This window comes from Actinomyces radicidentis (assembly GCF_001553565.1).
Lineage (GTDB): Bacteria > Actinomycetota > Actinomycetes > Actinomycetales > Actinomycetaceae > Actinomyces > Actinomyces radicidentis.
The window spans coordinates 2,663,746-2,690,721 of sequence record NZ_CP014228.1 but is presented as its reverse complement, the minus strand read 5'-3'; the positions used below and the strand labels follow the sequence as shown (position 1 = coordinate 2,690,721).

The following is a 26,976-nucleotide window of genomic DNA, read 5'->3' as shown; positions in this document are numbered from 1 at the left end:
CGCTACTCTGTACACGTGTTCGAAGAAGTGTCGCTGAGCAGCGGGAGGGCGGGCGGAGTCGGCCGTCCCGCGCACCGCTACGCGGAGCTCCACGCCCACTCCGCCTACTCCTTCCTCGACGGCGCCAACGAGCCCGAGGACCTCGCCGCCGCCGCGGCCGAGCTCGGCCTCGAGGCCCTCGCCCTCACCGACCACGACGGCCTGCCCGGCATCGTCAAGCACGCCGAGGCCGGCCGCGCCCACGGCGTCCCCACCGTCCACGGCGCCGAGCTCACCCTGGCAGACGGCTCCCACCTGCCCGTCCTCGCCCGCAGCCCGCTCGGCTACCGGCGCCTGTCCGCCGCGATCTCGCACCACAACCTCGACGCCGGGCGCCGCACCGACCCCGCCCACCGACTCCCCGAACTCGCCGCGGCCCTGCGCCCGCCGGGGGAGCCCGACGCCGCACCCGCCTGCCTCGTCCTCACCGGCACCGCCAACGGCCCCCTGCGCCGCGCCCTGGGGGACCCCCACCGCCCCGACACCTGGGACCTGCCCGCCGCCTCACGGGTCCTGGGGGAGATGAAGGACCTCCTCGTCACCGCCTCCAGCCCCACCCTCGCCGTCGAGATCGCCCTCGACGGCGGACCCGCCGACGCCGCCCTCACGCAGGCCCTGACCTCCCTCGCCCACGAGCACCGCCTCCCGCTGCTCGCCACCGGCGCCGTGCGCTGCGCCCGCCCCGGCGACTCCCGCCTGGCCGACGTCCTCACCGCCACCCGCCTCGTCACCGACCTCGACGGCGCCCGCGGCCACCTGCCCGCCGTCGGCCGCTGGCTGCGCGGCGCGGAGGACATGGCCCGCCTGCACCGCCGCGCCCCATGGGCCGTCAGCGCCGCCGCGGAGGTCGCGGCCGACCTCGCCTTCGACCTCTCCCTCGTCGTCCCGGACCTGCCGGCCCCCGACGTCCCCGAGGGGCACACGCCCGCCTCCTGGCTGCGCGAGCTCACCCGCCGCGGCGCCCTGGAGCGCTACGGCACCCCCGAGCAGGACCCGGAGTCGTGGGAGGTCCTCACCCACGAGCTCGACGTCATCGAGGCCCTCGACTTCCCCGGCTACTTCCTCATCGTGCGCTCCATCGTCGACTTCTGCGAGAGCGCCGGGATCCTGTGCCAGGGCCGTGGCTCCGCCGCCAACTCCGCGGTCTGCTACGCCCTCGGCATCACCGCCGTGGACGCCGTGCGCCACAAGATGCTCTTCGAGCGCTTCCTGTCCCCGGGCCGCTCCGGCTACCCGGACATCGACCTCGACATCGAGGCCTGCCGCCGCGAGGAGGTCATCCAGGACGTCTACGCCCGCTACGGACGCGACTACGCCGCTCAGGTCGCCAACGTCATCTCCTACCGGCCCCGCTCCGCCGTGCGCGACGCCGCGCGCGCCCTCGGCCACCCCGTCGGCCTCCAGGACCGCTGGGCCTCCGGCATCGATCACGGCTGGTCCCGCGGGCGCAAGCGTGGCACGCCCGGCAAGTGGGCCGACGAGCCCACCCCGCCCGAGCACGCCGTGGACGAGCAGGACGCCGCACCGGCCGGGCCGGTGCCCGGTGCCGCGGGACCGGGAACCGGAGCCGCCGGTGAGCGCCCCGGAGCCGGGTCCCCGACGAGCGCGGGGGAGCCGGGCGCTGCGCCGGACGCCTCGCCCGCCGACCCCGACGCGATCCCGCGGCAGGTCCTCGAGGTTGCCGACCGGCTCCTCCTGCTGCCCCGCCACCTCGGCATCCACTCCGGCGGCATGGTCCTGTGCGCGCAGCCCGTCACCGAGGTCTGCCCCGTGCGCTGGGCCGCCATGGAGGGGCGCACCGTCCTGCAGTGGGACAAGGACGACTGCGCCGCCGCCGGCCTGGTCAAGTTCGACCTCCTGGGGCTCGGCATGCTCACCGCCCTGCGCCTGGCCTTCACCACCCTCGCCGAGCGCGGGGAGACCGTCCCGGACCTCGAGGTCGGGCGACTGCCGGACGGCACCCGCGTCCCGGGCGACGACGCGCTCCTGCGCCCCGCCCAGGTCGGCCGCCCCTGGGGTCTGCACACGCTCCCCGAGGACGACCCGGCCGTCTACCGGCTCCTCACGGCCGCGGACACGGTCGGCGTCTTCCAGGTCGAGTCCCGCGCCCAGATGGCGACCCTGCCGCGCCTGCGCCCCGAGGTCTTCTACGACATCGTCGTCGAGGTGGCCCTCATCCGCCCCGGCCCCATCCAGGGCGACGCCGTCAACCCCTACATCCGGCGCCGCCTCGGCAGGGAGGAGGTCACCTACCTGCACGACTCCTTGCGACCCGCCCTGGAGAAGACCCTCGGCGTCCCGCTCTTCCAGGAGCAGCTCATGCAGATCGCCATCGACGCCGCCGGCTTCAGTCCCGCTGAGGCCGACGCGCTGCGTCAGGCCATGGGCTCCAAGCGCTCGGTGGAGCGCATGGAGGCCCTCCACGCCCGCCTCGTCGAGGGCATGACGGGGCGCGGCATCGACGCGCCCACCGCGGAGGCCGTCTTCGACAAGCTGCGCGCCTTCGCCGACTTCGGGTTCCCGGAGTCCCACGCCTTCTCCTTCGCCTACCTCGTCTACGCCTCCGCCTGGCTCAAGGCCCGCAAGCCGGAGGACTTCTACGCCGGCGTCCTCGCCGCCCAGCCCATGGGCTTCTGGTCCCCGCAGACGCTCGTCGCCGACGCCCGCCGCCACGGGGTGCGCGTCCTGTCTGCAGACGTCAACGCCTCCCGGGAGGAGGCGACCGTCGAGCGCCGTCCCGCGGGGAGCCCGGGCCCGGCCGGTGAGGCCTCCGACGCCCCGGCATCCGGCGACGGATGCTCGGAGGACCCCGCCTGGGCGCCGCTGAGCCCCGCGCCGGACGCCCTCACCGGCCTCGACGTCCACCCCGACCTCGCGGTCCGCCTCGGCCTGGCCCGCGTCAAGGGCCTCGGCGACGAGGTCGCCGAGAGGATCGTCGCCGAACGGGACGCCCACGGGCCCTACGCGGACGTCGCCGACCTCGCCCGCCGCGTTCGCCTCTCGCGCGCCCGCCTCGAGACCCTCGCCGCCTGCGGGGCCCTGGCCTCGCTCGGCGTCGAGCGACGCGAGGCCCTGTGGGCCGCCGGCGTCCTCGCAGGGGAGTACGGGCAGCGTCACCTCCTGACCGGACCGTCATCGCAGAGGGAGGGCCGTGCGCAGCACTCCGTGCGCACGAGTCGACGCAGACGGGGGAGCGCCCGTCCGGTCCTCACCGCTCCGAGCGGAGGGCGCGGTCCGGGCACGGGCTCCGGCGCGGCGCCCCTCCAGGGCTCCCACCCCAACGACCCCGCCCGGGCCGCCCTCTCCGCAGAGTCCACCGAACCCGTCCAGGCTGCTCAGCCCGCCGAACCCGTCCAGGCCTGGTACCAGCCGCCCCTGCCAGGCACCGCCGTCGGCGCCCACGCCCCGGCTCTGCGGGAGATGACCGCCCACGAGCGCCAGGTCGCCGACCTGCGCCTCACCGGAGTCTCCGCCGAGTCCTACCCGACCGTCTTCCTGCGCGAGGGCCTCACGGACTCCGGCGTCATCCCGGTCAGCGAGGTCGCCCGCCGCGAGGACGGGCAGCGGGTCCGCGTCGCCGGAGTCGTCACCCACCGGCAGCGCCCCCACACGGCCGCCGGCACCGTCTTCCTCAACATCGAGGACGAGACCGGCCTGCTCAACGTCGTCTGCTCGGCCGGCATGTGGAAGCGTTACCGCAATGTCGGGCGCCGTGCGCCCGCCGTCATCGTGCGCGGCACCGTCGAGGGCGGCGACGGCGTCACCGCCCTCCTCGCCGAGCACCTCGAGGTCCTCCCGGGCGTCGTCTCCGCCGGAAGCCGCGACTGGGCGTGACGGGACCGCGTCCCCGTGCACACCTCAGGCGTTGCGGTCCGCGTTGTAGGCAGGGAGCTCGCCCACCACCGGGGCGTCCTTGACGTGCAGCTCGGAGTACACCGACCATGCGACGCTGACGAGCGGCACCGCGATCACCGCGCCCAGCAGCCCCATGGAGAAGGTGCCCACCGCCACCGCGATGATGACGACCACCGGGTGCAGCGAGACCTGACGGCCCATGATGAGCGGCTGGAGGATGTGCCCCTCGATCTGGCCGATGCCCGCCACTCCCAGCCCCACGACCACCATCGCGACGAAGCCCTTGGCGGCGAGCGCCACGATCATCGCGACGATCATCGCTGTGGGCGCCCCGATGATCGGGATGAAGGCGCCGATGAAGACGAGCACCGCCAGCGGCGCGGCGAGCGGCACCCCCACGATCTGCAGGAAGATCCCCGCCATGACCGCGTCGGTCCCGGCCAGGATGACCGTGCCGCGCGCGTAGCCGGCGAAGGTGTACCAGCCGGCGCCGGCGGCGCGGTGGACGCGCTCGCGCATCGTCGCCGGCAGCTCGTTGAGGAACCAGCGCCACATCCGTCCGCCCGAGGCGAGGAAGAAGATCGTCGTGAACAGCGCCAGCGCCAGGACCACGAAGACGTCCGCGACCGTGCCCGCGTTGGCGAGCACCTCGCTCGCCAGCGAGGGCGCGTTGGTCTGCACGTAGGTCTGCGCCTCCTCGACCGCCTTCTGCACCTGAGCCACCAGCTCCTGCTGGCTCAGGTGGACCGGCAGCGGGCCGTGCTCGATGAAGTCGAGGATCGTGTTGATGCCGTCGGAGAACTGCAGCGCGAGCGTGCTCCACTGGTTCGCCACCGAGGTGACGACGTAGGTGATGAGGCCGGCGACGACCGCCAGAGCCATGAGCAGCCCGATGAAGGTCGCCGGGTACCGCGGCATGACGCGGGCGAGGAGCTCGACCATCGGGTGGAGGATCGCGGTGACGACGAGCGCCAGGAAGACGCCGATGAAGACGGGGACGACCTTCGCGGTGGCCAGGAAGACCAGTGCCACCACGACGATGATGCCGAGCAGCAGCCACGCCCCCAGGCCCCCGCGCACGAGCCACCGCGGCAGGGACTGCAGGGCCGCGTCCCGCACCGTGATGCCCTCGGGGGCGGTCACGCGCGTCGACGTCTCCTGCGGCGGCGCCGCCACCGGGGCCGGCGCGGGCCCGGCATCGTCGTAGCGCAGCGTCGAGACACGCTCCGCCTCCCGGCGCTCGTCGGCCCGCTCGATCTGCGTGCTGAGCGCGCTGCGCAGGCGCCCGATGAGCCGCGCGCCGCCGCCGAGAGCGCCCGCGGCCCGGTGGGACTCCTCGCGCGCGGGGGAGGCGGCGCCGCCCGCCGACGCCGCCGGGGCGTGCGCGGCGCCGTGCCCGTCGCGGGGCCCGGGGGACAGGTCGCTGTCGCGGTCGGCCTCGGGCTGACGGGCGAGGTCCCGCGCGGCCGTGACCTCGACGGCGGCGACGTCGCCCTCCCACTGGAAGCGGGAGGCGGCGGCCTCGTCCTCGGCCGTGCCGGGGGGAGCGTCGTGGGCGTCGACCAGGGCCGTGCCGCCCCCCTCGCTCAGCCGCGTGGGCTCATCGGGCGTCGCAGCGCCCCTGGCGGTCGGTGACGGGTCCCCGGCGGGCGCGCCGCCCGAGGGGCGGCGCGCGTCGAGGGTGCGCTCGTCGTCGGTGCTGCTCACTCGGTCTCACCCCCGAGGAGGGACGCCAGCTCGGAGGCGTCGTGGGCGAGGTGCTCGGCGCCGGCGAGCTCGGCCTCGTCCCCGTAGCCCCACAGGGCCGCGACGCACTCGACCCCGGCCTCGTGGGCGCCGTCGACGTCGTGGGCGCGGTCCCCGACGTGGACGACGCGGCCCGTGGGGGCCCCGGCGGCGCGGAGACGCTCGAGCGCGGTGCGGATCACGTCCGCCTTGGCGCCGTGCTGGTCTGCGTCGTCGGCGCCCGCGGTGACGGTGAAGAGGGGCAGGAGGCCCGCGTGCTCGAGGATCTGCACGGCCATCGACTCGCGCTTGGAGGTGGCCAGGCCGATCGGGACGCCCTGGGCGTGGAGGGAGCGCAGGATCGTGGGGACGCCGTCGTAGACGGGGGAGCCGAGCATGAGCTCGCGGTAGTGGCGCCGGTAGACGGCGACGGCGTTCGCGTTGGCCTCACCGGTCAGGCCCGCGAAGAGCCGGAAGCCCTCGGACAGCGGTGGACCGACGAGACGCATGAGCTCGTCGCGCGAGCCGTAGGGGATGCCGAGCTCGGTGAGGGCCGCCTCGAAGGAGGACAGGATGGCGGGCGCCGAGTCCGTGATCGTCCCGTCGAGGTCGACGAGCACCGCGTCGAAGGGACCGGCGCTGCCGGAGGTGGGTCGGTGGACCGACGAAGTCATGGATGGCGCCTTGCTCTCGCTGACGGGACGCTCGCCAGCATACTAGCGTGCCCTCATGAGCCTTCTGCGCAGCGCAGCCTCCCTCGCGTCCACCGTGTCCGCCGCCGTCGGTCCCGCCCTCCGTCCGGTGACGCCCGACGGCGTGCGCCTCCCGCGCACCGTTGCCCTGTCGGCCGGGCGCGGCGGGCAGGACCGTCTCCTCGTCGACGCCCCGGCCGCGCACGGCGAGCTCTACCTCCACGGCGCGCACCTGACCTCCTGGGCCCCGCGCGGCGAGAAGGAGGTCGTCTTCACCTCCCGCGAGGCCGTCTTCGACGGGGCCACCGCGATCCGGGGCGGCGTCCCCCTGTGCCTGCCCTGGTTCGGCTCGGGCCCCGACGGCGACCAGCGGCCCTCGCACGGCTGGGGACGGATCAGCCCCTGGACCCTGCGCTCGGCGCAGGCGGAGCCCGACGGTGCGGTCTCGCTCGTCCTCGCCGCCCAGCAGGACGGCGTCGCCGCCCTCTACGAGGTCCGCCTCGGCGAGGAGCTCGCCCTCACGCTCTCGCTGCGTGCGACCGGCTCCCTTCCCAAGCGGGTCGAGGCGGCCCTGCACACCTACCTGGCCGTCGGCGACGTGACCGCCGCGACCGTGACCGGTCTCGAGGGTGCCCAGTACGTCGACAAGACCGACGGCAGAGCCCTCCGCACCCAGGACGGCGTCCTGCGCGTCGCCGGTCCCGTCGACCGCATCTACCCGGCGCGCGGCGGGGTCACCGTGACCGACCCCGCCGCATCGCGACGCATCCGTGTCGAGCCTGTCGAGGCGACCGACGTCGTCGTGTGGAACCCATGGCGCCAGGGTGCCGCCGCCTTCCATGACATGGCGGACGACGAGTTCGCCTCGATGCTGTGCGTCGAGTGCGCCCGGGTCGGCGGGAACGCGGTCGTCCTGCAGCCCGGGGAGACCGTCTCCGTGGGCACGAGGATCGCCGTCGAGGCGCTGTGACGGACGGCACTCGGAACCGATTTGGTGAGTGGGGCGGGGGCCGTGCTAACTTTCTCTGCGTCGCCGCGAGGGGCTGGACCCAAGAGGTGATGACAACAAAGTCCGAGTGGCGGAATAGGTAGACGCGCTAGCTTGAGGTGCTAGTGCCTCATTAAACGGGCGTGGGGGTTCAAGTCCCCCCTCGGACACCCGTTGCGAAGGCCCCGATCCAGTGGATCGGGGCCTTCGCCGTGCCCGGGGCGCGTGACCGTGACAGTCCCCGACCGGCCCGCGCCGCGCGGGCGCTCGGACACCAGGCGCCCCCTGATGCCACTCGCTCCACGGCTGCGCCGGGTGACCGCAGGTCGGGCGAAGCGACGAGGTGCGCGCGTCCCGCCCGGTGCTCAGCGACGCAGGAGAGGGTCCGGCGGCGCCTCGCCCTCGACGTCGGACCAACCGCTCGAGGCTGGCTCGGCTCCCGCCGCACACCACAGAGCCCGCCGCAGCGCCTCCCACTGGGCCTCCGCGTACCAGTCGGGTGTCCGGTCCACCCACGCACGGCGCAGCGGGACGAGAAGGAGCAGCAGACCCGATCCGAGCAGCACGACAAAGGTCACGAGGACGAGCAGGTACGAGCTCCTGGGAGCGAAAGGGTTCGGGTGGAGCACGGGCGAGCCGCCGAACAGCCGGGTCGGAACGACCATGAGGCCGACGACGATGGCGCACCACGCGAGCCCGACGGCGGCGACGATGAGACGCATCGCGAGGACTGTCCCGGCGGACTCGGGCTCACGCCCTCCCGGTGCAGCCTCTTGGGACGGCCTGGGTACGCCGCCGCGTCTCGGCACGCGCTCGGCGTGCTCGGGTCCCGCTAGGACGCCGTCGACGACCCGCCGAGCTGCCTCGAGGGAGCCCACCGACGCCAGCGGCACGCTCAGCCGCTTCTCGACCATCCGGGTGCGGGAGCGGCGCCGACCGAGTCCCGAGGCGTAGTACGGGAGGTCGTAGGTGATGGCCGTGCCGATATCGTCGTCGTAGAGACGGCTGGTGCCCGCGAGCACGCCGGGAACGCGCTGCGTGACGAGCACCTGGCCGTCCCGGCTCGTGACCCGGACGTGCGGACGGCGCCACCGCGGTACGTGTGCGCGGGTCGCTCGCGTCAAGGGCTCCTCGGGCATCGGCCTCACGGCTCCTTCAAGGGTGCGCTGCCCGGCCACGTCCACGTGGCGGGGCGCCGGGCACTTCGATGCTACGGGGACGGGCGCGTACCCGGGGTGAAGGGACGGTCCCCCTGCTCCGAGGCGGCGCTCCGCTGGACGCCCGCCAGGACCGGTCGCGGCAGCCATCCCACCGCCGCGCGCTCGCCGTCGGGAGGGAGCCTTCTGCACGGGCCGACCGTCGGGTAGTTTGCGGGTGAGCGACTTCCCCTCGCTCCACCACCCTCCCCGTCAGCAAGGACGCTCCTCCGTGACCACGCCCTCCGCACCCGGCCAGCGCCGCCGCGACCGCCGTCCCGCCGCGCTCGTCAAGGCCAGGATCGCCGTCTACCTCACCTTCTTCGCCAACGGGATCGGATTCTCCAACCTGGTCCCGCGCTACCCGGAGGTCCTCGCCCACCTCGGCATCACGAAGGCGGCCTTCGGCCAGGCCCTCATGGGCGTCTCGGTGGGCGCGCTCATCGCCGGCCTGGCGGCCTCGTGGCTCATCAACCGCCTCACCTCCGCCAAGGTGGCGAGCCTCGGCATGGTGGTCCTCGGCCTCGGGCTGCTCGGCGCGGGCCTGGCCGACTCCTGGCCCGTCTTCACGCTGTGCATGGCGTGGGTCGGCGGCATGGACGCCATCGTGGACGTCGCCCAGAACGCGCACGGCCTGCGCGTCGAGCGCCGTTGGGGCGGCTCCATCATCACGAGCTTCCACGCGGCCTGGTCCCTCGGCGCCGTCGTCGGCGCCGCGATGGGGCAGGCGATCGCGGGCGCCGGCGTCCCGATCGGCTGGCACATGGCGGGCGTCCTCGTCCTGCTCACCGTCGTCTCCTGGTCCGCGGTCCCCTGGACGATCAAGGGCCCCGACTCCGATGACCGTCGCCTTCCCGGCTTCGCCGAGGACCCGGCCGTCACGGGCGGTCCGGCCCAGCCCCTCGAGGGCGCCCTCGCCGACGCGGCCGCCGACGCCGGTCCGGTCTCCTCACCCGTCGACGTCGACGCCTCCCGGGCCGCGGCCGCCGGCGCGGGGGCCCCTGTGCCGAAGGCCCTCACCGTCGTGCTCGTCCTCGTCCTGGGCCTCATGTGCGCGGCAGCGATGTTCCCCGAGGACGTCACAGGCAACTGGTCCTCGCTCCTCCTGACCGAGCAGGGGGCGGGCGCCTCGACGGCCGGCATGGGCATGGTCGCCCTCCAGGGCGTCATGATCGTCGGGCGCCTCCTCGGGGACGCCGTCATCGACCGCCTCGGGGCGCGCGCCGTCATCGCCGGTGGGGGAGTCCTCGTCATGTCCGGCATGGGGATCGCCCTCGCCATGGGCAGTGTCAACGGCACGATCCTCGGCCTCATGGTCTCCGGCGCCGGCTGCGCGGTGGCCGTGCCGGTCGCCTACGCCGCCGCCGACGACGTCCCGGGCCTCCGCCCGGGCCTCGGCCTCACCCTCGTGTCCTGGCTCGCGCGCGTCATCATGCTCGTCGCGCCCCCGATCGTCGGATGGTTCGCCGACGCGCACGGCACCTGGGTCGCGCTCGTCTACGGCGTCCTCGGCGGACTCGTCCTGCTGCTGTCCTGGCCGGCGCTGTCCAAGGGGCCTCGGCCCAACGCGACGGCGGGTGCGGCGTCCGCCTGAGCCTGTTGCGGCCGGTGCGGGTGACGGCGTCGGCCCCGACCGTCGGGCGCCGACCACCGTCCGGGCCCGTCGTGGGCCCTCGCTAGGCTGGCGGCATGCAGCCCTTCGAGATCCGCGTCCCCGCCGCCGAGCACGACGGCCGCGCCCTGCCCGAGCTCCTCCTGTCCGTCCCGACGGCAGACGACGTCGATCGCATCGCGGAGATCTGCCAGGACCCGGACATCCAGCGGTGGACGAGCGTGCCCTCGCCCTACGCGCGTGAGGACGCGGTCTCCTTCGTCGAGAACGTCGTTGCACAGGGTTGGGCGGACGGGGCAGACCTCACCTGGGCAATCCGGGAGATCGCACCGGATGGCGCGTCGACCTACGCGGGAACGGTTGACCTCCGACTGACAGACGTGCGGCGCGGCGAGCTCGGCTTCGCCATTGCGCCTGACTGTCGCGGACGCGGCACCCTCCACCGTGCCGTGAACGCCCTGCTCGACGTCGCCTTCGATCCTTCGGGCCCCCTGGCGCTCCCCGCCGTCGGCTGGGCGTGCCTCATCGAGGACGGCGTCCCGAACTGGGCCTCGTGGCGCGTCGCCTGGCGCCTCGGGTTCGTCAAGGAGGGACTGCGGCGATGCGCCTTCGTCCAGAAGGGGCGCGTCTACGACGAGTGGACCGCGTCGATCCTGCGCGGCGAGCCCCGCGAGCCCCGCGCCCCCTGGGACGGCCCGTCGCCCGCCTCCGCCGACCCGACCGGCCGCGGCAACGGCTCCGCCCACACGGCGGGCGCGGACACCCCGCTCGTCGCGCACGACGGCGTCGGCCAGCGCGAGGGCGACGACCCCGAGGCCCTCGTCCGCCGCTTCCACCACGTCTACGGCCTGCCCGTCCAGACCGACGGCCCGAGCCTGGACCGCACCAGCCTCGGCATGCGCATGAGCCTCATTGCCGAGGAGTTCGGCGAGCTCGTCGGCTCCGTCTACGGCGCTGCCGCCCGAGCCGAGGTCGAGGGCGCCTTCCAGCGGGCCGTGGCCGCCGACGACGGCGCGCGCGACGTCGTCGAGACCGCCGACGCCCTGGCGGACCTCGTCTACGTCATCTACGGCATGGCCCTGGAGACCGGCATCGACCTGGCGGCGGTCCTCACCGAGGTGCAGCGCTCGAACATGTCGAAGCTGGGGGAGGACGGGAAGCCGATCTACCGCGAGGACGGCAAGGTCCTCAAGGGCCCCGGCTACTTCCGCCCCGACGTCGTCGGCGTCCTCGGCCTCGCAGACTGACCCGCGGACGACCGGCCCCCATCCCCCCCCCCCCCGGAGAACCGCGCGCCCCGCGAGATCGGGACATCCTGACGTCGAGATCGGGACATCCTGTGATGTATCGGCGCTTCTGAGACAGGTTTCGTGTCGTAGAAGCGCCGACGGGGCACAAGCTCAGGGCGCGCAGCGGGCGAGCCAAGGCAGTCGGGCGGCAGCAGCACGACGGCGGGGCGCCCTCCCGAAGGAGGACGCCCCGCCGTCGTCTGCCCGGGCCGGCCGCTCCCGGCCGCCCGGCTGCCCGCGTCAGAAGCGCGGGATGTTGCGCATGTTCGAGGTGGCCATGGAGACCGCCTCGCCGGCGCCGCGGTTGAGCACGATCTTGCTCATGGCCGTGGCAAAGCCGAGCATCTGCTCACCGGTGATCTCCGGCGGCAGGGACAGGGCGTTCGGGTCGGTGATGATCTCGACGAGCGCCGGGCCGTCGAAGGCGAGGGCCTTCTCGAGGGCCTTCTTGAGCTTCTTCGGGTCGTCGACGCGCTCGGCGTGGAAGCCGATGGCCTCCGCGACGCCCGCGTAGTTGACGTCGTGGACGTTCGTGCCGAAGTCCGGCAGGCCGTCGACCAGCATCTCGAGCTTGACCATGCCGAGCGTCGAGTTGTTGAAGGTGATGACCTTGAGCGGCAGGTTGTGCATGCGGGCCGTGACGAGCTCGCCGAGGAGCATCGACAGACCGCCGTCGCCGGACACGGAGATGACCTGGCGGTTCGGGTACGCGACCTGCGCGCCGATCGCGTGCGGGAGGGCGTTCGCCATCGTGCCGTGCAGGAAGGAGCCGATGAGGCGGCGCGAGCCCAGCGGGTCGATGTAGCGGGCGGTCCACACGTTGCACATGCCGGTGTCCGCGGTGAAGATCGCGTCCTTGTCGGCCAGCTCGTTGAGCAGGTGCGCGGCGTACTCGGGGTGGATCGGTTTGAACTTCTCCGCGTTGCGCGTGTAGGAGCCGACCGGCGCCTTCATGATCTTGGCGTGGCGCTTGATCGTGTCCTTGAGGAACTTGTCCGAGCGGCGGCCCTTGAGACGCGGCAGGACGGCCTCGATGAACGGGATGACGTCCGCGTGGATCGCGTAGGAGACGTCCGTGCGGCGGCCCAGCTTCTCGGCGCGGTTGTCCACCTGGATGGTCGTCGTGTCCGGGAGGAACTGGTCGTAGGGGAAGTCCGTGCCGAGCAGGATGAGGATGTCGGCGTCCTTCATGCCCTCGGCGGCGGCGCCGTAGCCGAGCAGGCCCGTCATGCCGACGTCGAAGGGGTTGTCGTACTGGATGAAGTCCTTGCCGCGCAGGGAGTGGCCGATGGGGGCCTTGAGCGCGTCGGCGAAGGCGATGACCTCGTCGTGGGCGCCCTTGACGCCGGCGCCGGCGAAGATCGCGACCTTCTTGGCGGCGTTGAGGACGTTCACGACCTCCTCGACGTCCGCCGGGTTGGGCGTGAGGTTGGCGCGGCGCGCGGGGGAGTACTCCGGCGTCGGCGCGGTGGCCTTCTCGTGGGAGACATCGCCGGGCAGGGTGACGACGGACACGCCCTCGAGGGCGACGGCGTGGCGGATCGCGGAGTTGACGACGCGAGGGGCCTGGTCCGGGGTGGAGATGAGCTCGGAGTACACGGAGCACTCGTTGAAGAGGCGGTCCGGGTGGGTCTCCTGGAAGTAGGACTCACCGATCTGGACGCTCGGGATGTGCGAGGCGATCGCGAGGACGGGGGCGCCGGAGCGCTGGGCGTCGTAGAGACCGTTGATGAGGTGGAGGTTGCCCGGGCCGCAGGAGCCGGCGCAGACGGCGAGCTCGCCGGTCAGCTGGGCCTCGGCGGCGGCGGCGAGGGCCGCGCCCTCCTCGTGGCGCACATGGACCCAGTCGATGCCCCCCTTCGCGCTGCCTCCGGTCTTGCGGACGGCGTCGACGATCGGGTTGAGCGAGTCGCCGACGATGCCGTAGATCCGGTGGACCCCGGCGTCGACGAGCTGGGCGACGAGCTGTTCGGCTACGTTCATGCGCTTCTTCCTTGGTGGGTGGGGGAGCGGCGCCGGGCGGGCCCGTGTGCGCCTCGATGGTCATAAGGCTACGAGCATCTAGGACCGAGGACCTATAGGAGGAGCCCTGATGTGAAGGATGGAACGTCCCACGTGGCACGATGTGGCCCATGAGCGTTACCCCCGACACGTCCGCCACCGCCGGCGGCGCCCCGGCCCCTGAGTCCCTGCCCGACTCGAACAGCCTCGCCCGCCCCTGGTCCCTCGACCTCGGTCTGCCCGACTTCACCGCCGTCCGCCACGAGGACATCGAGCCCGCCGTCCGCGCCGGCATGGCCGAGCAGCGCGCCCAGTGGGAGGCCGTCGCCACCAGCGCCGAGCGCCCGACCATCGCGAACACGATCGAGCCTGTCCAGCGCGCCGGCGAGCTGCTCGAGCGCGCCCTCACGGTCCTGTACTCCTTGACCTCGACGACGGACTGCCCCGACCTCGACGAGCTCGAGGAGCGCCTCGGCCCGGACCTGTCCGCCCACTACGACGCCTACCGCCTCGACCCGCGGGTCTACCGCCGTTTCAAGGAGCTCGACGACCTCGTCTCCGCCGCGCGTGACGCCGGCACGGACCCCGTCGACGCCGACGGCGCCGTCGTCGACTCCGAGACCGCCCGCCTCATCCGGCTCGCCGTCGAGGACTTCGAGCGCCAGGGCGTCGCCCTCACCGGCGCGGACGCCGACCGCCTCCGGGAGATCAACGCCCGCCTCACGACGCTCTCCACGAAGGTCGGCACGCGCATCGCCGACGCCATGCACGAGGCCGACGTCGCCAACTTCACCCAGACGCCGGACCTCGCCACCACCGTCCCGCACGAGGCCCGCGTCGCCCTCCTGGACCGCGCCAAGGGCCGCAACCTCTCCGGCGAGCACGACACCCGCGCGCTCATTCTGGAGGAGGTCGCCCTGCGCGCCGAGCGCGCCCGCCTCCTCGGCTACGAGCACCACGCCGCCCTCGTCGCCTCCGAGTCCGCCGCGCGGACCACCCCGGCGGTCACCGCCATGCTCGGCCAGCTCACCGCGCCCGCCATGGCCAACGCCCGCCGCGACGCCCGGGTCTACGCCGCCCGCATGGCCGCCGATCCGGCGACCCTCCCCGGTGAGGAGTTCGGCGCCGCCGACTGGAGCCGCTACGAGGAGGCGGAGCGCAAGGAGCGCTTCGGCGTCGACGACGCGGTCCTCGCGCCCTACCTCGAGCTCTCCCGGGTCGTCGAGGACGGCGTCTTCATGGCGGCGAACCGCCTCTACGGCCTCACCTTCCATGAGCGCCCCGACCTCGCCAAGCACATGTACGACCCCGACATGCGCGTCTGGGAGGTCCGTGACGGCGGCTCGGAGGAGACCGGCGCCGACGCGCCCCTGCTCGGCCTCTTCGTCGGCGACTACTACGCGCGCAAGGGCAAGGAGGGCGGCGCCTGGATGAACAACCTCGTCGACCAGTCCCACCTGCTCGGCCGCCGCCCCGTCATCATCAACTGCCTCAACATCATCAAGCCGGAGTCCGGCCCGACGCTGCTGACCTGGGACAACGTCATCACCGCCTTCCACGAGTTCGGGCACGCCCTTCACGGGCTGTTCGCCGACACCCGCTGGCCGAGCGAGTCCGGCACCTCCGTGCCGCGCGACGTCGTCGAGTTCCCCTCGCAGTTCAACGAGCAGTGGGCCCTGCACCCGGAGGTCCTCGCCTCCTACGCCAAGCACGTCGACACCGGCGAGCCGCTCCCGGCGGAGATCGCCGAGCAGCTCCGCAGCCAGGGCGCCTTCGGGCAGGGCTACGCCACCACCGAGTACCTCGGCGCCACCCTCATCGACCAGCACTGGCACACCCTCGCGCCCGAGGACGTCCCCACCGACCCGGAGCAGGTCGAGGCCTTCGAGCACGCCGCACTCGCCGAGGAGGGCATCGACGACGCCCTCGTCCCGCCGCGCTACCGCACGACCTACTTCCAGCACGCCTTCGCCGGCGGCTACTCCGCGGCCTACTACGCCTACATCTGGTCCGAGGTCATGGACGCCGACGCCACCGAGTGGTTCCGCACCGACGGCGAGGGCGCGAAGGACGGGGACCTGGGCCTCAACCGCGAGGCCGGCGAGCGCTTCCGCCGCGAGTTCCTCTCCCGCGGCGACTCCCGCGACCCCGCCGAGTCCTACCGCGCCTTCACCGGGCGCGACCCCGAGATCGGCCCGCTCCTGCGCCGCCGCGGCCTGGCGTGAGCCCCGCGCAGCGCCGGAGACCCCCTAGACTCACCACCAGCGGGCGCCGCCGCACGCGCGGCGACGCCTACCCAGCACCGGAAGGAAGGATACCCATGGCTCGCGTCACCATCGTCGGAGGCGGGTACGGCGGCATCACGGTCGCCAAGGCCCTCGACGACGTCGCCGAGGTCACCCTCGTCGAGCAGAAGGACACCTTCGTCAACCACGCCGCGGCCCTGCGCGCCACGGTCGACCGCGAGTGGGCGGAGAGGATCTTCCTGCCCTACGACAACCTCCTCGCCAACGGGCGCGTCGTGCACGGCACCGCCCTCGCCGTGGACGGCACCACCGTCCACGTCGCGGGTGAGGGCGCGATCGAGGCCGACTACCTCGTCCTCGCCACGGGCACCGCCTACCCGTTCCCCGCCAAGCACCTCGAGTCCTCCTCGGTGATCGCCAAGGCCCGTATCGAGCGCGCCCACGCGAACCTCGAGCAGGCCAAGCGCGTCCTGGTCACCGGCGCCGGCGACGTCGGCATCGAGATGGTCGGCGAGATCACCTCCGCCTTCCCCGGCATCGAGGTCATCCTGCTCGAGCGCGAGGACGAGATCCTCCCGCGCAAGGGCAACAAGCCCGAGCTCCGCGAGGCCATCGCCTTCCAGCTCCAGCAGCGGGGCGTCGAGATCATCACCGGCGACCGCCTCACCTCCCTGCCCCCGGTGGACCCGGGCGTGCTCTCGCCCTTCCACGTCGGCACCAAGCACGGCCGCACCATCGAGGCCGACATGTGGTTCCGCGCCTACGGAGCCGCCGCCGCGACCGGCTTCCTCGGCGACGACTACGACGACATCCGCCACTACGACGGCACGATCCGCGTCGACGACCAGCTCCGCGTCGTCGACCACCCGAGGGTGTGGGCCATCGGCGACATCACCGACGTGCGCGAGACCAAGCGCGCGGACGCCGCCCGCGCCCACGCGGCGGTCGTCGCGGAGAACATCCGCTCGCTCATCGAGGGCAAGCCCTCCGAGGCGACCTACGCCCCGCGGCCCGAGCAGGTCGTCCTGCCGCTCGGCCCCGACGGCGGCGCCGCCCAGCTGCTGCGCGACGGCGTCCGCGTCGTCGTCGGCCCGGAGGAGGCCACCCGTATCAAGGGCGCGGACATCTTCGACACGCGCATGCGCCAGACCCTCGGCGTCACCGACTGATCCTGCGTCCAACGCTCCGACGGCGGTCGTCCACCTCCGGTGGGCGGCCGCCGTCGCCGTTCCGGGGCGGATCGGGCGTGCTCGGCGTTCGGGCGGCCGGCCGGGACCATGGGTGGGGTGTGACGGGCCCCGGAGGCCCGGTAGGCTGAGGACATGACGAACGACCCGCGGTCCGCGCTCAACCGACTCATCGCCGCCTTCGAGGCGCACCTCGACGCGGCCGCCACCGGGGACGAGCTGTCCCCGGCCGTCGTCGCCGCCGAGAACGCCCTTCAGGACGCCTTCTTCACCTACGACGACGCCCTCTTCACCGCCCACGGCATCGAGCTGCCCTTCGACATCGTCGACACCGACGACTCGGACGACGATGACGACGACTACGACGATGACGACTATGACGACGACGATGACGAGGACTACGACGAGGACGACGATGACGACTACGAGGACGACGACGAGAACTGAGTCCTCCGTCGGGCGCTGAGGCGCTCGGCTCCCTCTTCAGCACGCGGCGTGGCCCGGCACCACCAAGGTGCCGGGCCACGCCGCGTCGTGCGGGAGGTCGTGCCGGTGCGAGCCTCACCCGCCGGCGAGCGCCGTCGCCGGAGCGCGCCCGCCGGAGTGACAGCGCTCAGAAGCGCTCGGGGTAGCCGAAGGACGGGTTCGTCACCTCGGACAGGGCGCGACGGATCTGAGCCGGCAGGACGAGCTCCTCCGCGGCGAGCGCCCCCTGGAGCTGCGCGGGCGTGCGCGCGCCGACCACGGTCGAGGCGATCCCCGGAGCGTCGCGCGCCCAGGCGAGGGCGACCTCGACGGGCTTGCGGTCCAGACCGGCGGCAGCCGTGGCGACGGCCTCGACGACCCCCTCGTGGGACTGGCCGAGGTAGGGGGCGACGTAGGAGCGCAGGTGCGGGGAGGCGCCGCGCGAGTCCGGGGGAGTCGTCGAGCGGTACTTGCCGGTGAGGACTCCGCGGCCGAGCGGCGCGTAGCCGATGACGCCGAAGCCCAGGGCCCCGGCGGCGGGGACGACCTCGCGCTCGGCACCGCGGGCGAGCAGGGAGTGCTCGACCTCGACGGCGGCCATCCCGGGGCCCCGGTCCTCGGCGAGGAGGTCTGCGGCGCGCACGGAGGCCCAGGCGGGGTGGTTGGAGACGCCGACGTAGCGGGTGCGGCCCGAGGCGACGGCGGTGCGCAGCGCGTCGACCGTCTCCTCCAGGGGCGTGCGCGGGTCGGGCACCTGGACGAGCCAGAGGTCGAGGTGGTCGGTACCCAGGCGGGCGAGGGAGTCGTCGAGGATGTCGAGGAGGGTGCCGCGGGAGGCGTCGGCGGTCGTCGGGCGGGAGGTGGTGCGCCAGGTGCGCACGCCGGCCTTGGAGACGAGGACGACGTCGCGGCGGTCGACGTGCTCGGCGAGCAGACCGCCGATGACCTCCTCGGAGGCGCCCTCGCAGTAGGAGGCGGCGGTGTCGAGGAGGGTGCCGCCGGCGTCGAGGAAGACGTCGAGCTGGTCGCGGGCCTCGAGCTCGTCGGTGTCGCGGCCCCAGGTCATCGTGCCGAGTCCCACCGAAGACACCGTGAGTCCCGTACGACCCAGTCTGCGCTGCTCCATGCGGCCAACCGTAGACGGGCCCGGCCCCGGGACGCGGACGGCGCCCCGGGGCCGGGCCGGGCGGTGGTGTGACCTGGGTCGGTCGGTCCAGAATCGGTGCGGGTCCGCGCCGTCGGCGGTCGACGCAGGGCGGTGCTCAGCACCGGTGCCGACCGAGGGCGGTCGGCGCGGTCACTTGCGGACGGTGATGGACCAGGAGGCCTCTCCGGTCTTGGTGAACTCGGTGACCTCGTAGCCGTTGTCGGCGGCCCAGGCGGGCAGGGACTGGGTGCCCTGGGTGCAGTCGAAGCCGATGACGAGCTCGTCACCGGGTTCGAGGTCGGCCATGGCGTCCTCGGCCTCGACGACGGGGAAGGGGCAGACGAGACCCTCGGTCTCCAGGACGGTGCGCATGTGGTTCTCCTTGTACAGATCGGTGGGTGGTGAGCTGTGGGGCGGCGGGGACGAGGCCCGCTCGGTCGCCGGCGACGGCGTCCCGCCGTCGCGCGGCACCGTTGCGCGGCGCCTCAGCGGGCGGCCGCGGGGCTGGACGCGGACAGCGCCTGGTCGGGGGAGACCGGTGCCGGGGCGGCGAGGGCCTGCGCGCGGGCGGCCGCACGCTCCCGACGACGCTGCTCGCGCGGCCGGATGATGGTGACGTAGGCCGCCGCGCCGGCGCCGACGATCTGGAAGACGAGGGCGAGCCAGCCCTGCCAGGACAGCAGCGAGGTCTGGACCAGGCCGTTGCCGATGGAGCAGCCGCCCGCCCAGGCGGCCCCGACTCCCATGAGGACGCCTCCCGCGATGGAGCGCTGGATGACGGTGGCGGAGGGGACTCGGACGCGGAACTCGCCCGAGGCCTTCGCGGACACGAAGGAGCCGAGGAGGATGCCGAGGACGAGGAGGACACCCCAGTCGACCTTCGTGGAGTCCCCGGTGACGACGTAACCGACGAGGTTGGAGGACGGGGTCGTGATGCCGAGGCCGTCGTGGCGTCCGGAGGCCCAGGAGGTCGGCCAGGCGATGATCGCGACGACGCCGACGATGACGCCGGTGACGAGCGGGTTCCAGGCCTTCTCGAAGAGGAGGTGGTTGAGACCGGTGCGCTCGGCGGGGAGCTGGAGGCTCACGGGGCGGGCCTCGGCCAGGCGGCGCTGCCAGCGGACGAGCGCCGCCACGATGACGGCGAGGAGGGCCACGCCGGTCCAGTCGGGCAGGCCGACCGTGGCCGGGATCGTGGTGAGGCTGGTGCTCCAGACGGACTTCGCCCAGTCGGTGAGCGGTGCGAGGACGCCGGTCTTGGAGGCGGCGGCCGCTCCGGCGTAGGCGATGAGCGCGAACCAGGACCCGACGAGCCCCTCTCCGGCGCGGTAGTAGGTGCCGGTGGCGCAGCCGCCGGCCAGGACGATCCCGACTCCGAAGAGGAAGGACCCGACGACGACCGCGAAGACGTTGAGCGTCGGGATCTCGGGTGTGATGACCCCGGTCGCCGTGAGGAGGGCGACGCCGACGGCCTGGACCGCGATCGCGAGGAGGAAGGCGGTGAACCAGCGCCAGGAGTGCGAGACCCACAGGTCCCGGTAGGCGCCGGTGATGCAGAAGCGGCCGCGCTGGAGCACGAGTCCGAGGACGGCTCCGACGAGGAGTCCGGTGATGATCATGGGTGTCCTGGTCCGGCCCTCTGCCGCAGGATGCGGTGGGGCCTTGCTCGGGACGCGGGGGAGACGGCGTTCGCTGGGGGCGCGCTCCGCCCCGCACCCGCGTGGAACGGGGTGGTGGGGTGGGGGTTCGCCTGGCCGGGCGTGGTCGTGCGGCGTCGTCGACCCGTGCGGGTCGACGCCGACGGCCGGGAGGGAGGAGCTGCTCTGTCTGCTCCGCCTCAGATCGCCCGAGCCAGGCGGCGCATACAGCGACACGCTCCGCGCGATGCGCGCTGCGTGGCGGTGCCGGCCTGGAACGGGGTCATGAGGTGTTCTCCGTGGTGTCGGGACGACGGCGGTGCGGCCGTCCGTGGGGCGGCCCGTGGGCCGCTCGGTGCTCGTAACCTAAACGTGATCCGGAAGGTCTGGCGAGAACCGGCCGTCCTCTGAGACGGGGATCATGCCGCCGGGGCCCGGCGGGCCGTGAGCAGCTGCTCGAGGCCGTCGGCCGGGAGCTCCGGGGGCTCGCCCCCGAAGAGCGGGCACTGGGCCTGGAAGGCGCACCAGTCGCACAGACGGGTGCGGTGCGGCGCGAACTCACCCGAGGCCGCGCAGTCCTCGACGTCGTCCCAGATCCGCTCGACCTTGTTCTCCACGGCCTCGAGCTCCGGCAGGCGCGGGTCGTGCGTCAGCGTGCGGCCGTCCTTGAGGTAGACGAGCTGGAGGCGGCGCGGGGCCTCGCCGCGAAGGCGCCACAGGACCAGCCCGTAGAAGCGCATCTGGAACAGAGCCTCCTCGACGAAGCGCGGGCTCGGCGAGCGGCCCGTCTTGTAGTCGACGACGCGCATCGCGCCGTCGGGGGCGACGTCGAGACGGTCGACGAAGCCGCGCAGGAGCAGCCCGCCGGCCGTCTCCGTCTGCACGAAGAGCTCGCGCTCGGCGGGCTCGAGGCGGGCGGGATTCTCCATCCGGAAGTACGCCTTGATGAGCTCGCGGGCCTCGTCGAGCCAGGGATCGATCCGCGACTCGTCCTCGAAGAGGGTGAGCACCTCCGGGCTCTTGGCCTTGTGCGCCTCCCACTGCGCGGGGAGCATCGCGACGGCGGCGTCACGGGTGCGATCACGCGCCGGCAGGTCGTAGAGGCGCTCGAGGACCCCGTGGACGATCGTGCCCTTGTGCGTGGCGAGCGAACCGGGCTCGGGGAGGTGGTCGACGGTCCGCAGGCGGAACATGAGGGGGCACTGCTGGAAGTCCTTCGCGCGCGACGGCGACAGCGCCGCCCGCTTGCGCGAGCCCTTGCGCCGGGGCGCGCTCGCGCCGGGACCGGTCGGCCGGATCTGCTCGTTCTCACTCACGTCCCGGAACCTACCGCGGGGGTACGACACCGTGCCGAAGGTCTCCACAGGGTGCGCGCCCCGCCACAGGGGACGGACAGCAGCGCCCGATAGGCTCCCCGCATGCCATCGACGAACGCGCAGCAGGGCTGGGTCCTGGGGAGGATCGGCGGCGCGCCCGTCGTCGTCGCCCCGACCTCCGCGATCCTGGGCCTCATCATCGCCGCGAGCTGGTTCCCGCTCGTCCAGTCCAGCCTCATCGGCGCCGGCCTGGCCACCGTCCTCCTCGTCGTGCTCGGCACCGTCCTCGGCGTCGCGGTGAGCGTCATGCTCCACGAGCTCGCCCACGGGCTCACGGGCACCGCCCTGGGACGGCGCCCCGTCCGCTACGAGCTCTACCTTTGGGGCGGTCAGACCACCTTCGGGCCCGCCCGCGGGTGGCGACCCTGGAAGGACGTCCTCACGTCGCTGGCCGGCCCCGCCACGAACCTCCTGCTCTGGTTCCTCCTCCGCCGCCTCGTCGACGCGTCCGCCTCGCTGCCCTACGAGGCGGCCTTCACGATCTGGGCGGTCGGCTGGGTCAACCTCGCGCTCGCCGTCTTCAACGCCCTGCCCGGACTGCCCCTCGACGGCGGCCACGCCCTCGCGGCGCTCGTCGAGCAGGTGACCGGGAGCGCCACCTGGGGGCTGCGCACCGCCGCGGTCGGCGGGCTGCTCGTCGTCGTCGGTGTCGCCTGGCACTGGGTGCTCGAGCCCCTCGTCCTGGCCGGGCAGCGGCCCGACGGCTTCGGACTCATCCTCGCCGTCATGGTCGCCTGGCCCATCGCCCAGACCTCCTGGCGGGTCCTCGGCCTGGGCCGCGGCGGCTCGCGCGCCGCACGGCGCCTCGACCTCACGACCCTCATGCAGCCCGTCGCGGTCCTCCCCGCGGCCGTCCCGCTCACCGCGGTCCGGGAGCGTCTCGACGCCGGGGCGGGCCTCGTCCTCGTCGTCGACGGCGAGCGCCTCCTCGGCACCGTCGACGACGTCGGACTCGCGGCGCTCGGGTCCCTGGACGAGTCCGCCGTCGCCGCGGGCGCCGTCTGCACGGTCCTGCCGCAGGCCGCCGTCAGCTCGGCGACGCAGGGGGAGGCCGCCGCCGAGGCGATGCGGCGCGCCCGGGCCGTCTCCCGCTGGCTCGTCGTCACCCAGGGCGGCAGCGCCGTCGGTGCCGTCCCCACCGGGGCCCGCTGAGCCCCGACGGCGTTCGGCCCACCCGTTGCCGACGCCGTCGCCCGTACGCCCACCGGCGGCCGCGCCATCTCCTCCCGCCCCGTCCCGTCCCGAACAGGAGCACCGTGGGCCTCCTCCGCCGCAACCCCGAGCCCGTCGTCACTGCCGGGCTCATCGTCGCCCTCGCGGTCCAGAACGCCGTCCCGCCCTTCGCGACCGACATGTACTCCCCGGCCTTCCCTGAGGTCACGGCGGACCTGGGCGCCTCGGCGAGCGCGGTCGGCCTCACCCTCACCGCCTTCTTCATCGGCATGGCCCTCGGCCAGCTCGTCGGCGGCGCCGTCTCCGACCAGCGCGGGCGCCGCGGCCCGATGATCCTCGGCGGCCTCGTGTGCACCCTCGGCGCACTCGTCTGCGCCTTCGCGCCCACCATCGGGGTGCTCATGCTCGGCCGCGTCCTCCAGGGCTTCGGCGGCGGCGCGGCCTCCGTCGTCGGCCGGGCCGTCCTCGTCGACCTGGCGCGTGGCAGCGCCCTGGCCTCGACGATGTCCATTCTCATGGCGGTCCAGGCCCTCGCCCCGATGATCGCCCCCGTCATCGGCGGTGCCGTCCTCACGGTGTCGACCTGGCGGGTCGTCTTCTGGTGCCTCGTCGCCTTCGGTCTGTTCATGACGGCGATGGCCTGGATCTTCGTGCCCGAGTCCCTGCCGCGCGAGGCCCGGCACGACGGCGGCCTGCGCCGCTTCGTCGACGGCTTCCGCGAGCTCACCGGCGAGCGAGCCTACCTGGGCTACATGCTCACGAGCGTCTTCTCCGGTTTCGGGATGTTCGCCTACATCTCCTCGTCGTCCTTCGTCCTCCAGGAGATCAAGGGGCTGAGCCCGCTCACGTACTCGATCTTCTTCGGCGCGACGGCCGGCTGCCAGATGCTGCTCAGCGTCCTCAACGCGCGCCTCGTGCGCGGTCGCAGCCCGCGCAGTCTCATGGCCGTGGGCCTGACGGGCTCGGCGGTCGGCGTCGCCGTCGTCACCGTGAGCGTCCTGGTCCTGGACGTGGCGCTCGTGCCGCTGTGCTGCGGTTTCGTCCTCCTCATGGGCTCCCAGGCCTTCGTCTTCGGCAACTCCTCGGCCATGGCCCTGTCCGAGGTCGCCCACGTCGCCGGCGTGGCGAGCGCCTTCCTCGGCGTCGCCCAGGCCGTCGCCAACGGGACCTCGGCGCCGCTCGCCTCCGCCGGCGGCTCGAGCACGGCCGTGCCCATGGTCGCCGTCATGCTCGTGGGAGTGGTCGGCGCGTGGGCCAGCCACCTGCTCGTCGGGCGGGTGCACGAGGAGCGACACCTCCCGGAGGCGTAGGAGGTCCGCGAGCGGGCTCAGTCTCGGGGAGGATCCCGCGGAACCGTGGGCTTCCTAGCCTGACGGCGTGCACGAGTCCCAGCGTTCCGACCTCTCCGCCGTCCCCGCCGCCGGGGGCTTCCACGACGACCCGGACCCGCTTCCCGCCGGCCGGCCCGCGCCCGGTGGGACGACGCCGGAGCCGGGGCTCACCGGCCGGCGCAGCCTGCTGCGCCACGGACTCGCCGGCGCCGCCCTCACCGCCGCCGGTCTCGCCGTCGGCGGGGGAGCGGGCGCCGAGGCGGTCCACCACCTCGACACCCACCTGTCCCCGACGGCGCGAGTCGCTCCGCAGCCGTCCCGATCCGGACGCCTCGCGGCGCGCGTCCTCTTCCAGACGGACCCGGCCACCGGCCTCGCCGCGATCACCTTCGACGACGGCCCCGACCGTCACTGGACGCCCATGGCGCTGCGCATGCTCGACGCCGTCGGCGTCCCGGCAACCTTCTTCGTTCTCGGCTCGGCCGTGGCCGACAACCCCGGGCTCGTGCGCAGCGAGACCGCGGCGGGCCACGAGGTCGGCGTCCACAACTGGGTTCACACGGACGTCTACGGCGTCGACGCCGACGAGCTGCGCGGCTCGCTGTCCCGGACGATCACCGCGATCGAGCAGGCCGGGGCGCCGACGCCGAGGGTCTGGCGGCCGCCCTACGGGCGCGTGGACGCCCCCGCGCTCATGGTGGCCGCCGAGCTCGACCTCGACGTGCTCCTGTGGAGCCGTCACGCACCGAGCGCCGCCGACGCCGCCGACCTCGCCACGACCGTCCACGCGGGCGCCGTCGTCCTGTGCCATGACGGGCGCAGCCAGCCCAACGCGGCCATCTTCGCGGCGCTCGGCCGGTCCATCACCGCCCTCAAGGCCGAGGGACTTCGCTTCGTCACCGGCTCCCAGATGCTCGCCGCCGACGCCGCGAGAGCGAGCGGGACCGGATCCGCCGTTGCAGGTGCTTGACCTGCTACGGTGTGACGCGCCGCACCTCCCCGGTGCGCGCACATGGATCCCGAAGGAGCACCCGGACATGGCCCTCGCCTGACCTGCAGCGCGCGATCGGCCTCGACCACGACGCCACGTACCCGCACTGAGCCCGCGACCACGTGGCGTCAGGGCGGGCACAGCCTCTGCACCAGTCGAGTCCTGCTGTCCCTTCCACCAGCGCCGGGCGTGCTGCGCCGCGGCCGGAGATCCCTTTCATGAATGTCCTTCGCACCTCGTGGTGGTCGTTGCGCCTGGCCTGGCGCGCGGCACCCGCACTCGTGCTCGCCCAGCTCGCCGCCGTGGTCCTCGACGCCGCCGGCCCCGCCCTCCAGGTCGTGCTCATCGACCGCCTGGTCGACGCCGGCCTGCGCTCGGGCGGCCGCCTCACCGGCTCGGTCGTCGCCGTGCTCGCAGCGGCGGCCCTCGTCTTCGGCCTGAACCGGGCCGTCAACCAGGTCGCCATGACCACGAGCCAGGTCCTCACGCGGCGCGTGAGGCAGGCGTGCGAGACCGACCTCGCTCACGCCATGGCCCGTGCCACCCCGGCCGAGCTCATGGACGCCGAGCTCGCCTCCCGGGCGCGCACCGCCGCGGAGTCCATCCGCGCGTACGTCTCCCTCCAGGCGCCCTACGTCATCAACTCGTTGCGTGCGGTGCTCTCCGCGGTGTTCCTGCTCATCGCCCTCGCCCCGTACTCCGTGCCGGCCGCCCTGCTTATCGCGCTCGCCTCCCTGCCCGTGCTAGCCGCGTACACGAAGGTCGCGAGCATCGAGGAGAAGGGCTTCCCGGCGTCGTCCGAGCACAACCGCTACGCCGCGTACTACCTCGAGCAGCTCACCTACGAGCGGCCCGCCTCGGAGCTCGCGGCGCTGGGCACGGGCTGGAAGATGGCCGACCTCGCCGTAGGGCGGATCAAGGGTGCCGCGGACGCCTTCGTCCGTGTCATGGTGGACGGCGCGTGGTGGATCACCGGCGCCGGCGTCGTCTCCGCGCTCATGCTCGCCGGTGCCTTGGAGCTGCTGGTGACGACCCCGGCTGCCTCGGCCGGCACGCTGGCAGCCGGTGCCGTCGCGATCCTGTCCGGCATGGCCGCGACCTCGGACGCCGCCTACACGACGGGCGTCGTCATCTCCTCGACCCCGGCGATCGCGGCGTACCGGGACTTCGTCGAGACCCGGCTGGACCGCGGCGGGCGTGGCCGGAGCGACGCCGTCGTCGAGTCGGCTCGACCCGGACGCGTCGACGTCCTGTCCGGCACCGGGCTCACCGTGACCTACCCGCACGGGGCCCGCCCCGCCGTCGACGGCGTGAGCGTCACCGTGCGGCGCGGCGAGATGGTCGGCGTCGTCGGAGCCAACGGAGCCGGCAAGACCACGCTCGTCCGCCTCCTCATGGGTGTGCTCACGCCCGACGGCGGGGCGGTCGCCGTCGACGACCGGCCGCTCACCGACCTGCCCGAGGCCGAGCGACTCGCGCTCTTCGGCGCGCTCTCGCAGGAGTTCGGCCGCTACGAGCTCACCGTCCGCCAGGCCGTCGAGCTCGGCACGACCGAGACCGACGTCCCCGACGAGCGGATCTGGGCCGCGCTCGACGCCGCCCGCCTGCGCGAGGCCGTCGAGGCCATGCCGGAAGGGCTGGACACCCAGCTCGGCGCCCAGTTCGACGGCGTCGGCCTGTCCGGCGGCCAGTGGCAGCGCCTCGCCCTGGCCCGCATCGCCCTGCGCGACGCGCCCATCTGGGTGCTCGACGAACCCACGAGCGCCGTCGACGCCGAGACCGAGCGCGAGATCCTCGACGACCTCGGACGGGACCGCGCCGGGCGGATCACCCTCGTCGTCTCCCACCGGGCCTCCAGCCTGCGCGCGATGGACCGCATCGTCGTCCTCGACGGCGGGCGCCTGGTCGAGGAGGGCACCTACGCCGAGCTCCTCGCGGCTCCGGGGCGCTTCCGCGAGATCTTCGCCGAGGACGCCGCCGAGGCCGAGACGGGTATGAGCGAATGACGCGCGATACAGTGCAGGCA

General features: G+C 73.7%; 19 protein-coding genes and 1 tRNA gene. 12 read left to right on the top strand and 8 right to left on the bottom strand.

Features of this window, described 5'->3' with window-relative positions; translation table 11 throughout:
• Positions 1–15: 15 nt before the first annotated feature.
• Positions 16–3,873: a DNA polymerase III subunit alpha gene (gene dnaE, locus AXF14_RS11380; protein ID WP_236755626.1), complete on the top strand. Its 3,858-nt coding sequence runs from the start codon at positions 16–18 to the stop codon at positions 3,871–3,873.
• Positions 3,874–3,897: 24 nt separating this feature from the next.
• Here dnaE and AXF14_RS11375 read toward each other — a convergent pair whose 3' ends face one another.
• Together AXF14_RS11375 and AXF14_RS11370 are read right to left on the bottom strand one after the other, a co-directional pair.
• Positions 3,898–5,313, bottom strand: coding sequence for an AI-2E family transporter (locus tag AXF14_RS11375; RefSeq protein WP_084355710.1), 1,416 nt, complete (start codon positions 5,311–5,313; stop codon positions 3,898–3,900).
• A 284-nt stretch (positions 5,314–5,597) separates the two neighbouring features.
• The gene (locus AXF14_RS11370; protein WP_084355540.1) at positions 5,598–6,293 is read right to left on the bottom strand and encodes an HAD hydrolase-like protein; all 696 of its coding nucleotides are present in this window, start codon (positions 6,291–6,293) and stop codon (positions 5,598–5,600) included.
• A 55-nt stretch (positions 6,294–6,348) separates the two neighbouring features.
• Here AXF14_RS11370 and AXF14_RS11365 point away from each other — a divergent pair, with 55 nt between their 5' ends.
• Both AXF14_RS11365 and AXF14_RS11360 read left to right on the top strand, forming a co-directional pair.
• Positions 6,349–7,281, top strand: coding sequence for a D-hexose-6-phosphate mutarotase (locus AXF14_RS11365; protein WP_211260090.1), 933 nt, complete (start codon positions 6,349–6,351; stop codon positions 7,279–7,281).
• Positions 7,282–7,381: 100 nt separating this feature from the next.
• A tRNA-Leu gene (locus tag AXF14_RS11360) sits at positions 7,382–7,469 on the top strand.
• A gap of 195 nt (positions 7,470–7,664) precedes the next feature.
• Here the strand turns inward: AXF14_RS11360 and AXF14_RS11355 are convergent.
• A complete protein-coding gene (locus AXF14_RS11355) occupies positions 7,665–8,348 on the bottom strand; it encodes a hypothetical protein (protein ID WP_150118484.1) in 684 nt (227 codons plus the stop codon).
• 379 nt (positions 8,349–8,727) lie between these two features.
• On the opposite strand from AXF14_RS11355, the gene AXF14_RS11350 reads away from it, so the two are divergent.
• Both AXF14_RS11350 and AXF14_RS11345 read left to right on the top strand, forming a co-directional pair.
• The gene (locus tag AXF14_RS11350) at positions 8,728–10,089 is read left to right on the top strand and encodes an MFS transporter (RefSeq protein WP_067943313.1); all 1,362 of its coding nucleotides are present in this window, start codon (positions 8,728–8,730) and stop codon (positions 10,087–10,089) included.
• A 95-nt stretch (positions 10,090–10,184) separates the two neighbouring features.
• Positions 10,185–11,354: a bifunctional GNAT family N-acetyltransferase/nucleoside triphosphate pyrophosphohydrolase family protein gene (locus AXF14_RS11345; RefSeq protein WP_067943311.1), complete on the top strand. Its 1,170-nt coding sequence runs from the start codon at positions 10,185–10,187 to the stop codon at positions 11,352–11,354.
• A gap of 282 nt (positions 11,355–11,636) precedes the next feature.
• Here AXF14_RS11345 and AXF14_RS11340 read toward each other — a convergent pair whose 3' ends face one another.
• Positions 11,637–13,379, bottom strand: coding sequence for a pyruvate dehydrogenase (locus AXF14_RS11340; protein WP_067943309.1), 1,743 nt, complete (start codon positions 13,377–13,379; stop codon positions 11,637–11,639).
• 149 nt (positions 13,380–13,528) lie between these two features.
• On the opposite strand from AXF14_RS11340, the gene AXF14_RS11335 reads away from it, so the two are divergent.
• The 3 genes from AXF14_RS11335 (at position 13,529) to AXF14_RS11325 (ending at position 17,277) form a co-directional block, all read left to right on the top strand.
• Positions 13,529–15,622 (top strand): M3 family metallopeptidase, encoded by a 2,094-nt coding sequence (locus AXF14_RS11335; RefSeq protein WP_067943307.1) that lies wholly within the window; start codon positions 13,529–13,531, stop codon positions 15,620–15,622.
• Positions 15,623–15,717: 95 nt separating this feature from the next.
• The gene (locus AXF14_RS11330) at positions 15,718–16,812 is read left to right on the top strand and encodes an NAD(P)/FAD-dependent oxidoreductase (protein ID WP_067943305.1); all 1,095 of its coding nucleotides are present in this window, start codon (positions 15,718–15,720) and stop codon (positions 16,810–16,812) included.
• Positions 16,813–16,965: 153 nt separating this feature from the next.
• Positions 16,966–17,277: a DNA primase gene (locus tag AXF14_RS11325; protein ID WP_067943303.1), complete on the top strand. Its 312-nt coding sequence runs from the start codon at positions 16,966–16,968 to the stop codon at positions 17,275–17,277.
• Positions 17,278–17,443: 166 nt separating this feature from the next.
• Here the strand turns inward: AXF14_RS11325 and AXF14_RS11320 are convergent, their stop codons facing one another.
• The 4 genes from AXF14_RS11320 to AXF14_RS11305 all read right to left on the bottom strand — a co-directional run bounded on the left by AXF14_RS11320 (position 17,444) and on the right by AXF14_RS11305 (position 21,395).
• A complete protein-coding gene (locus AXF14_RS11320; RefSeq protein ID WP_067943300.1) occupies positions 17,444–18,421 on the bottom strand; it encodes an aldo/keto reductase in 978 nt (325 codons plus the stop codon).
• A 171-nt stretch (positions 18,422–18,592) separates the two neighbouring features.
• Complete coding sequence (locus AXF14_RS11315; RefSeq protein ID WP_067943298.1) at positions 18,593–18,814, bottom strand: sulfurtransferase TusA family protein; 222 nt, start codon at positions 18,812–18,814, stop codon at positions 18,593–18,595.
• Positions 18,815–18,927: 113 nt separating this feature from the next.
• Positions 18,928–20,061, bottom strand: a complete 1,134-nt coding sequence (locus AXF14_RS11310; RefSeq protein WP_067943296.1) for a YeeE/YedE family protein — start codon at positions 20,059–20,061, stop codon at positions 18,928–18,930.
• Between the two features lie 437 nt (positions 20,062–20,498).
• The gene (locus tag AXF14_RS11305) at positions 20,499–21,395 is read right to left on the bottom strand and encodes a RecB family exonuclease (RefSeq protein ID WP_236755624.1); all 897 of its coding nucleotides are present in this window, start codon (positions 21,393–21,395) and stop codon (positions 20,499–20,501) included.
• 102 nt (positions 21,396–21,497) lie between these two features.
• Between AXF14_RS11305 and AXF14_RS11300 the strand changes: the two genes are divergently transcribed.
• The 4 genes from AXF14_RS11300 (at position 21,498) to AXF14_RS11285 (ending at position 26,956) form a co-directional block, all read left to right on the top strand.
• Positions 21,498–22,607, top strand: a complete 1,110-nt coding sequence (locus AXF14_RS11300) for a site-2 protease family protein (protein ID WP_067943294.1) — start codon at positions 21,498–21,500, stop codon at positions 22,605–22,607.
• Positions 22,608–22,711: 104 nt separating this feature from the next.
• Positions 22,712–23,938 carry a multidrug effflux MFS transporter gene (locus AXF14_RS11295; RefSeq protein ID WP_067943292.1) on the top strand — a complete coding sequence of 409 codons (1,227 nt, stop codon included), beginning with the start codon at positions 22,712–22,714 and terminating at the stop codon, positions 23,936–23,938.
• Between the two features lie 67 nt (positions 23,939–24,005).
• Positions 24,006–24,929, top strand: coding sequence for a polysaccharide deacetylase family protein (locus AXF14_RS11290; protein WP_236755623.1), 924 nt, complete (start codon positions 24,006–24,008; stop codon positions 24,927–24,929).
• Positions 24,930–25,168: 239 nt separating this feature from the next.
• Positions 25,169–26,956, top strand: coding sequence for an ABC transporter ATP-binding protein (locus AXF14_RS11285; RefSeq protein ID WP_084355539.1), 1,788 nt, complete (start codon positions 25,169–25,171; stop codon positions 26,954–26,956).
• Positions 26,957–26,976: the final 20 nt, after the last annotated feature.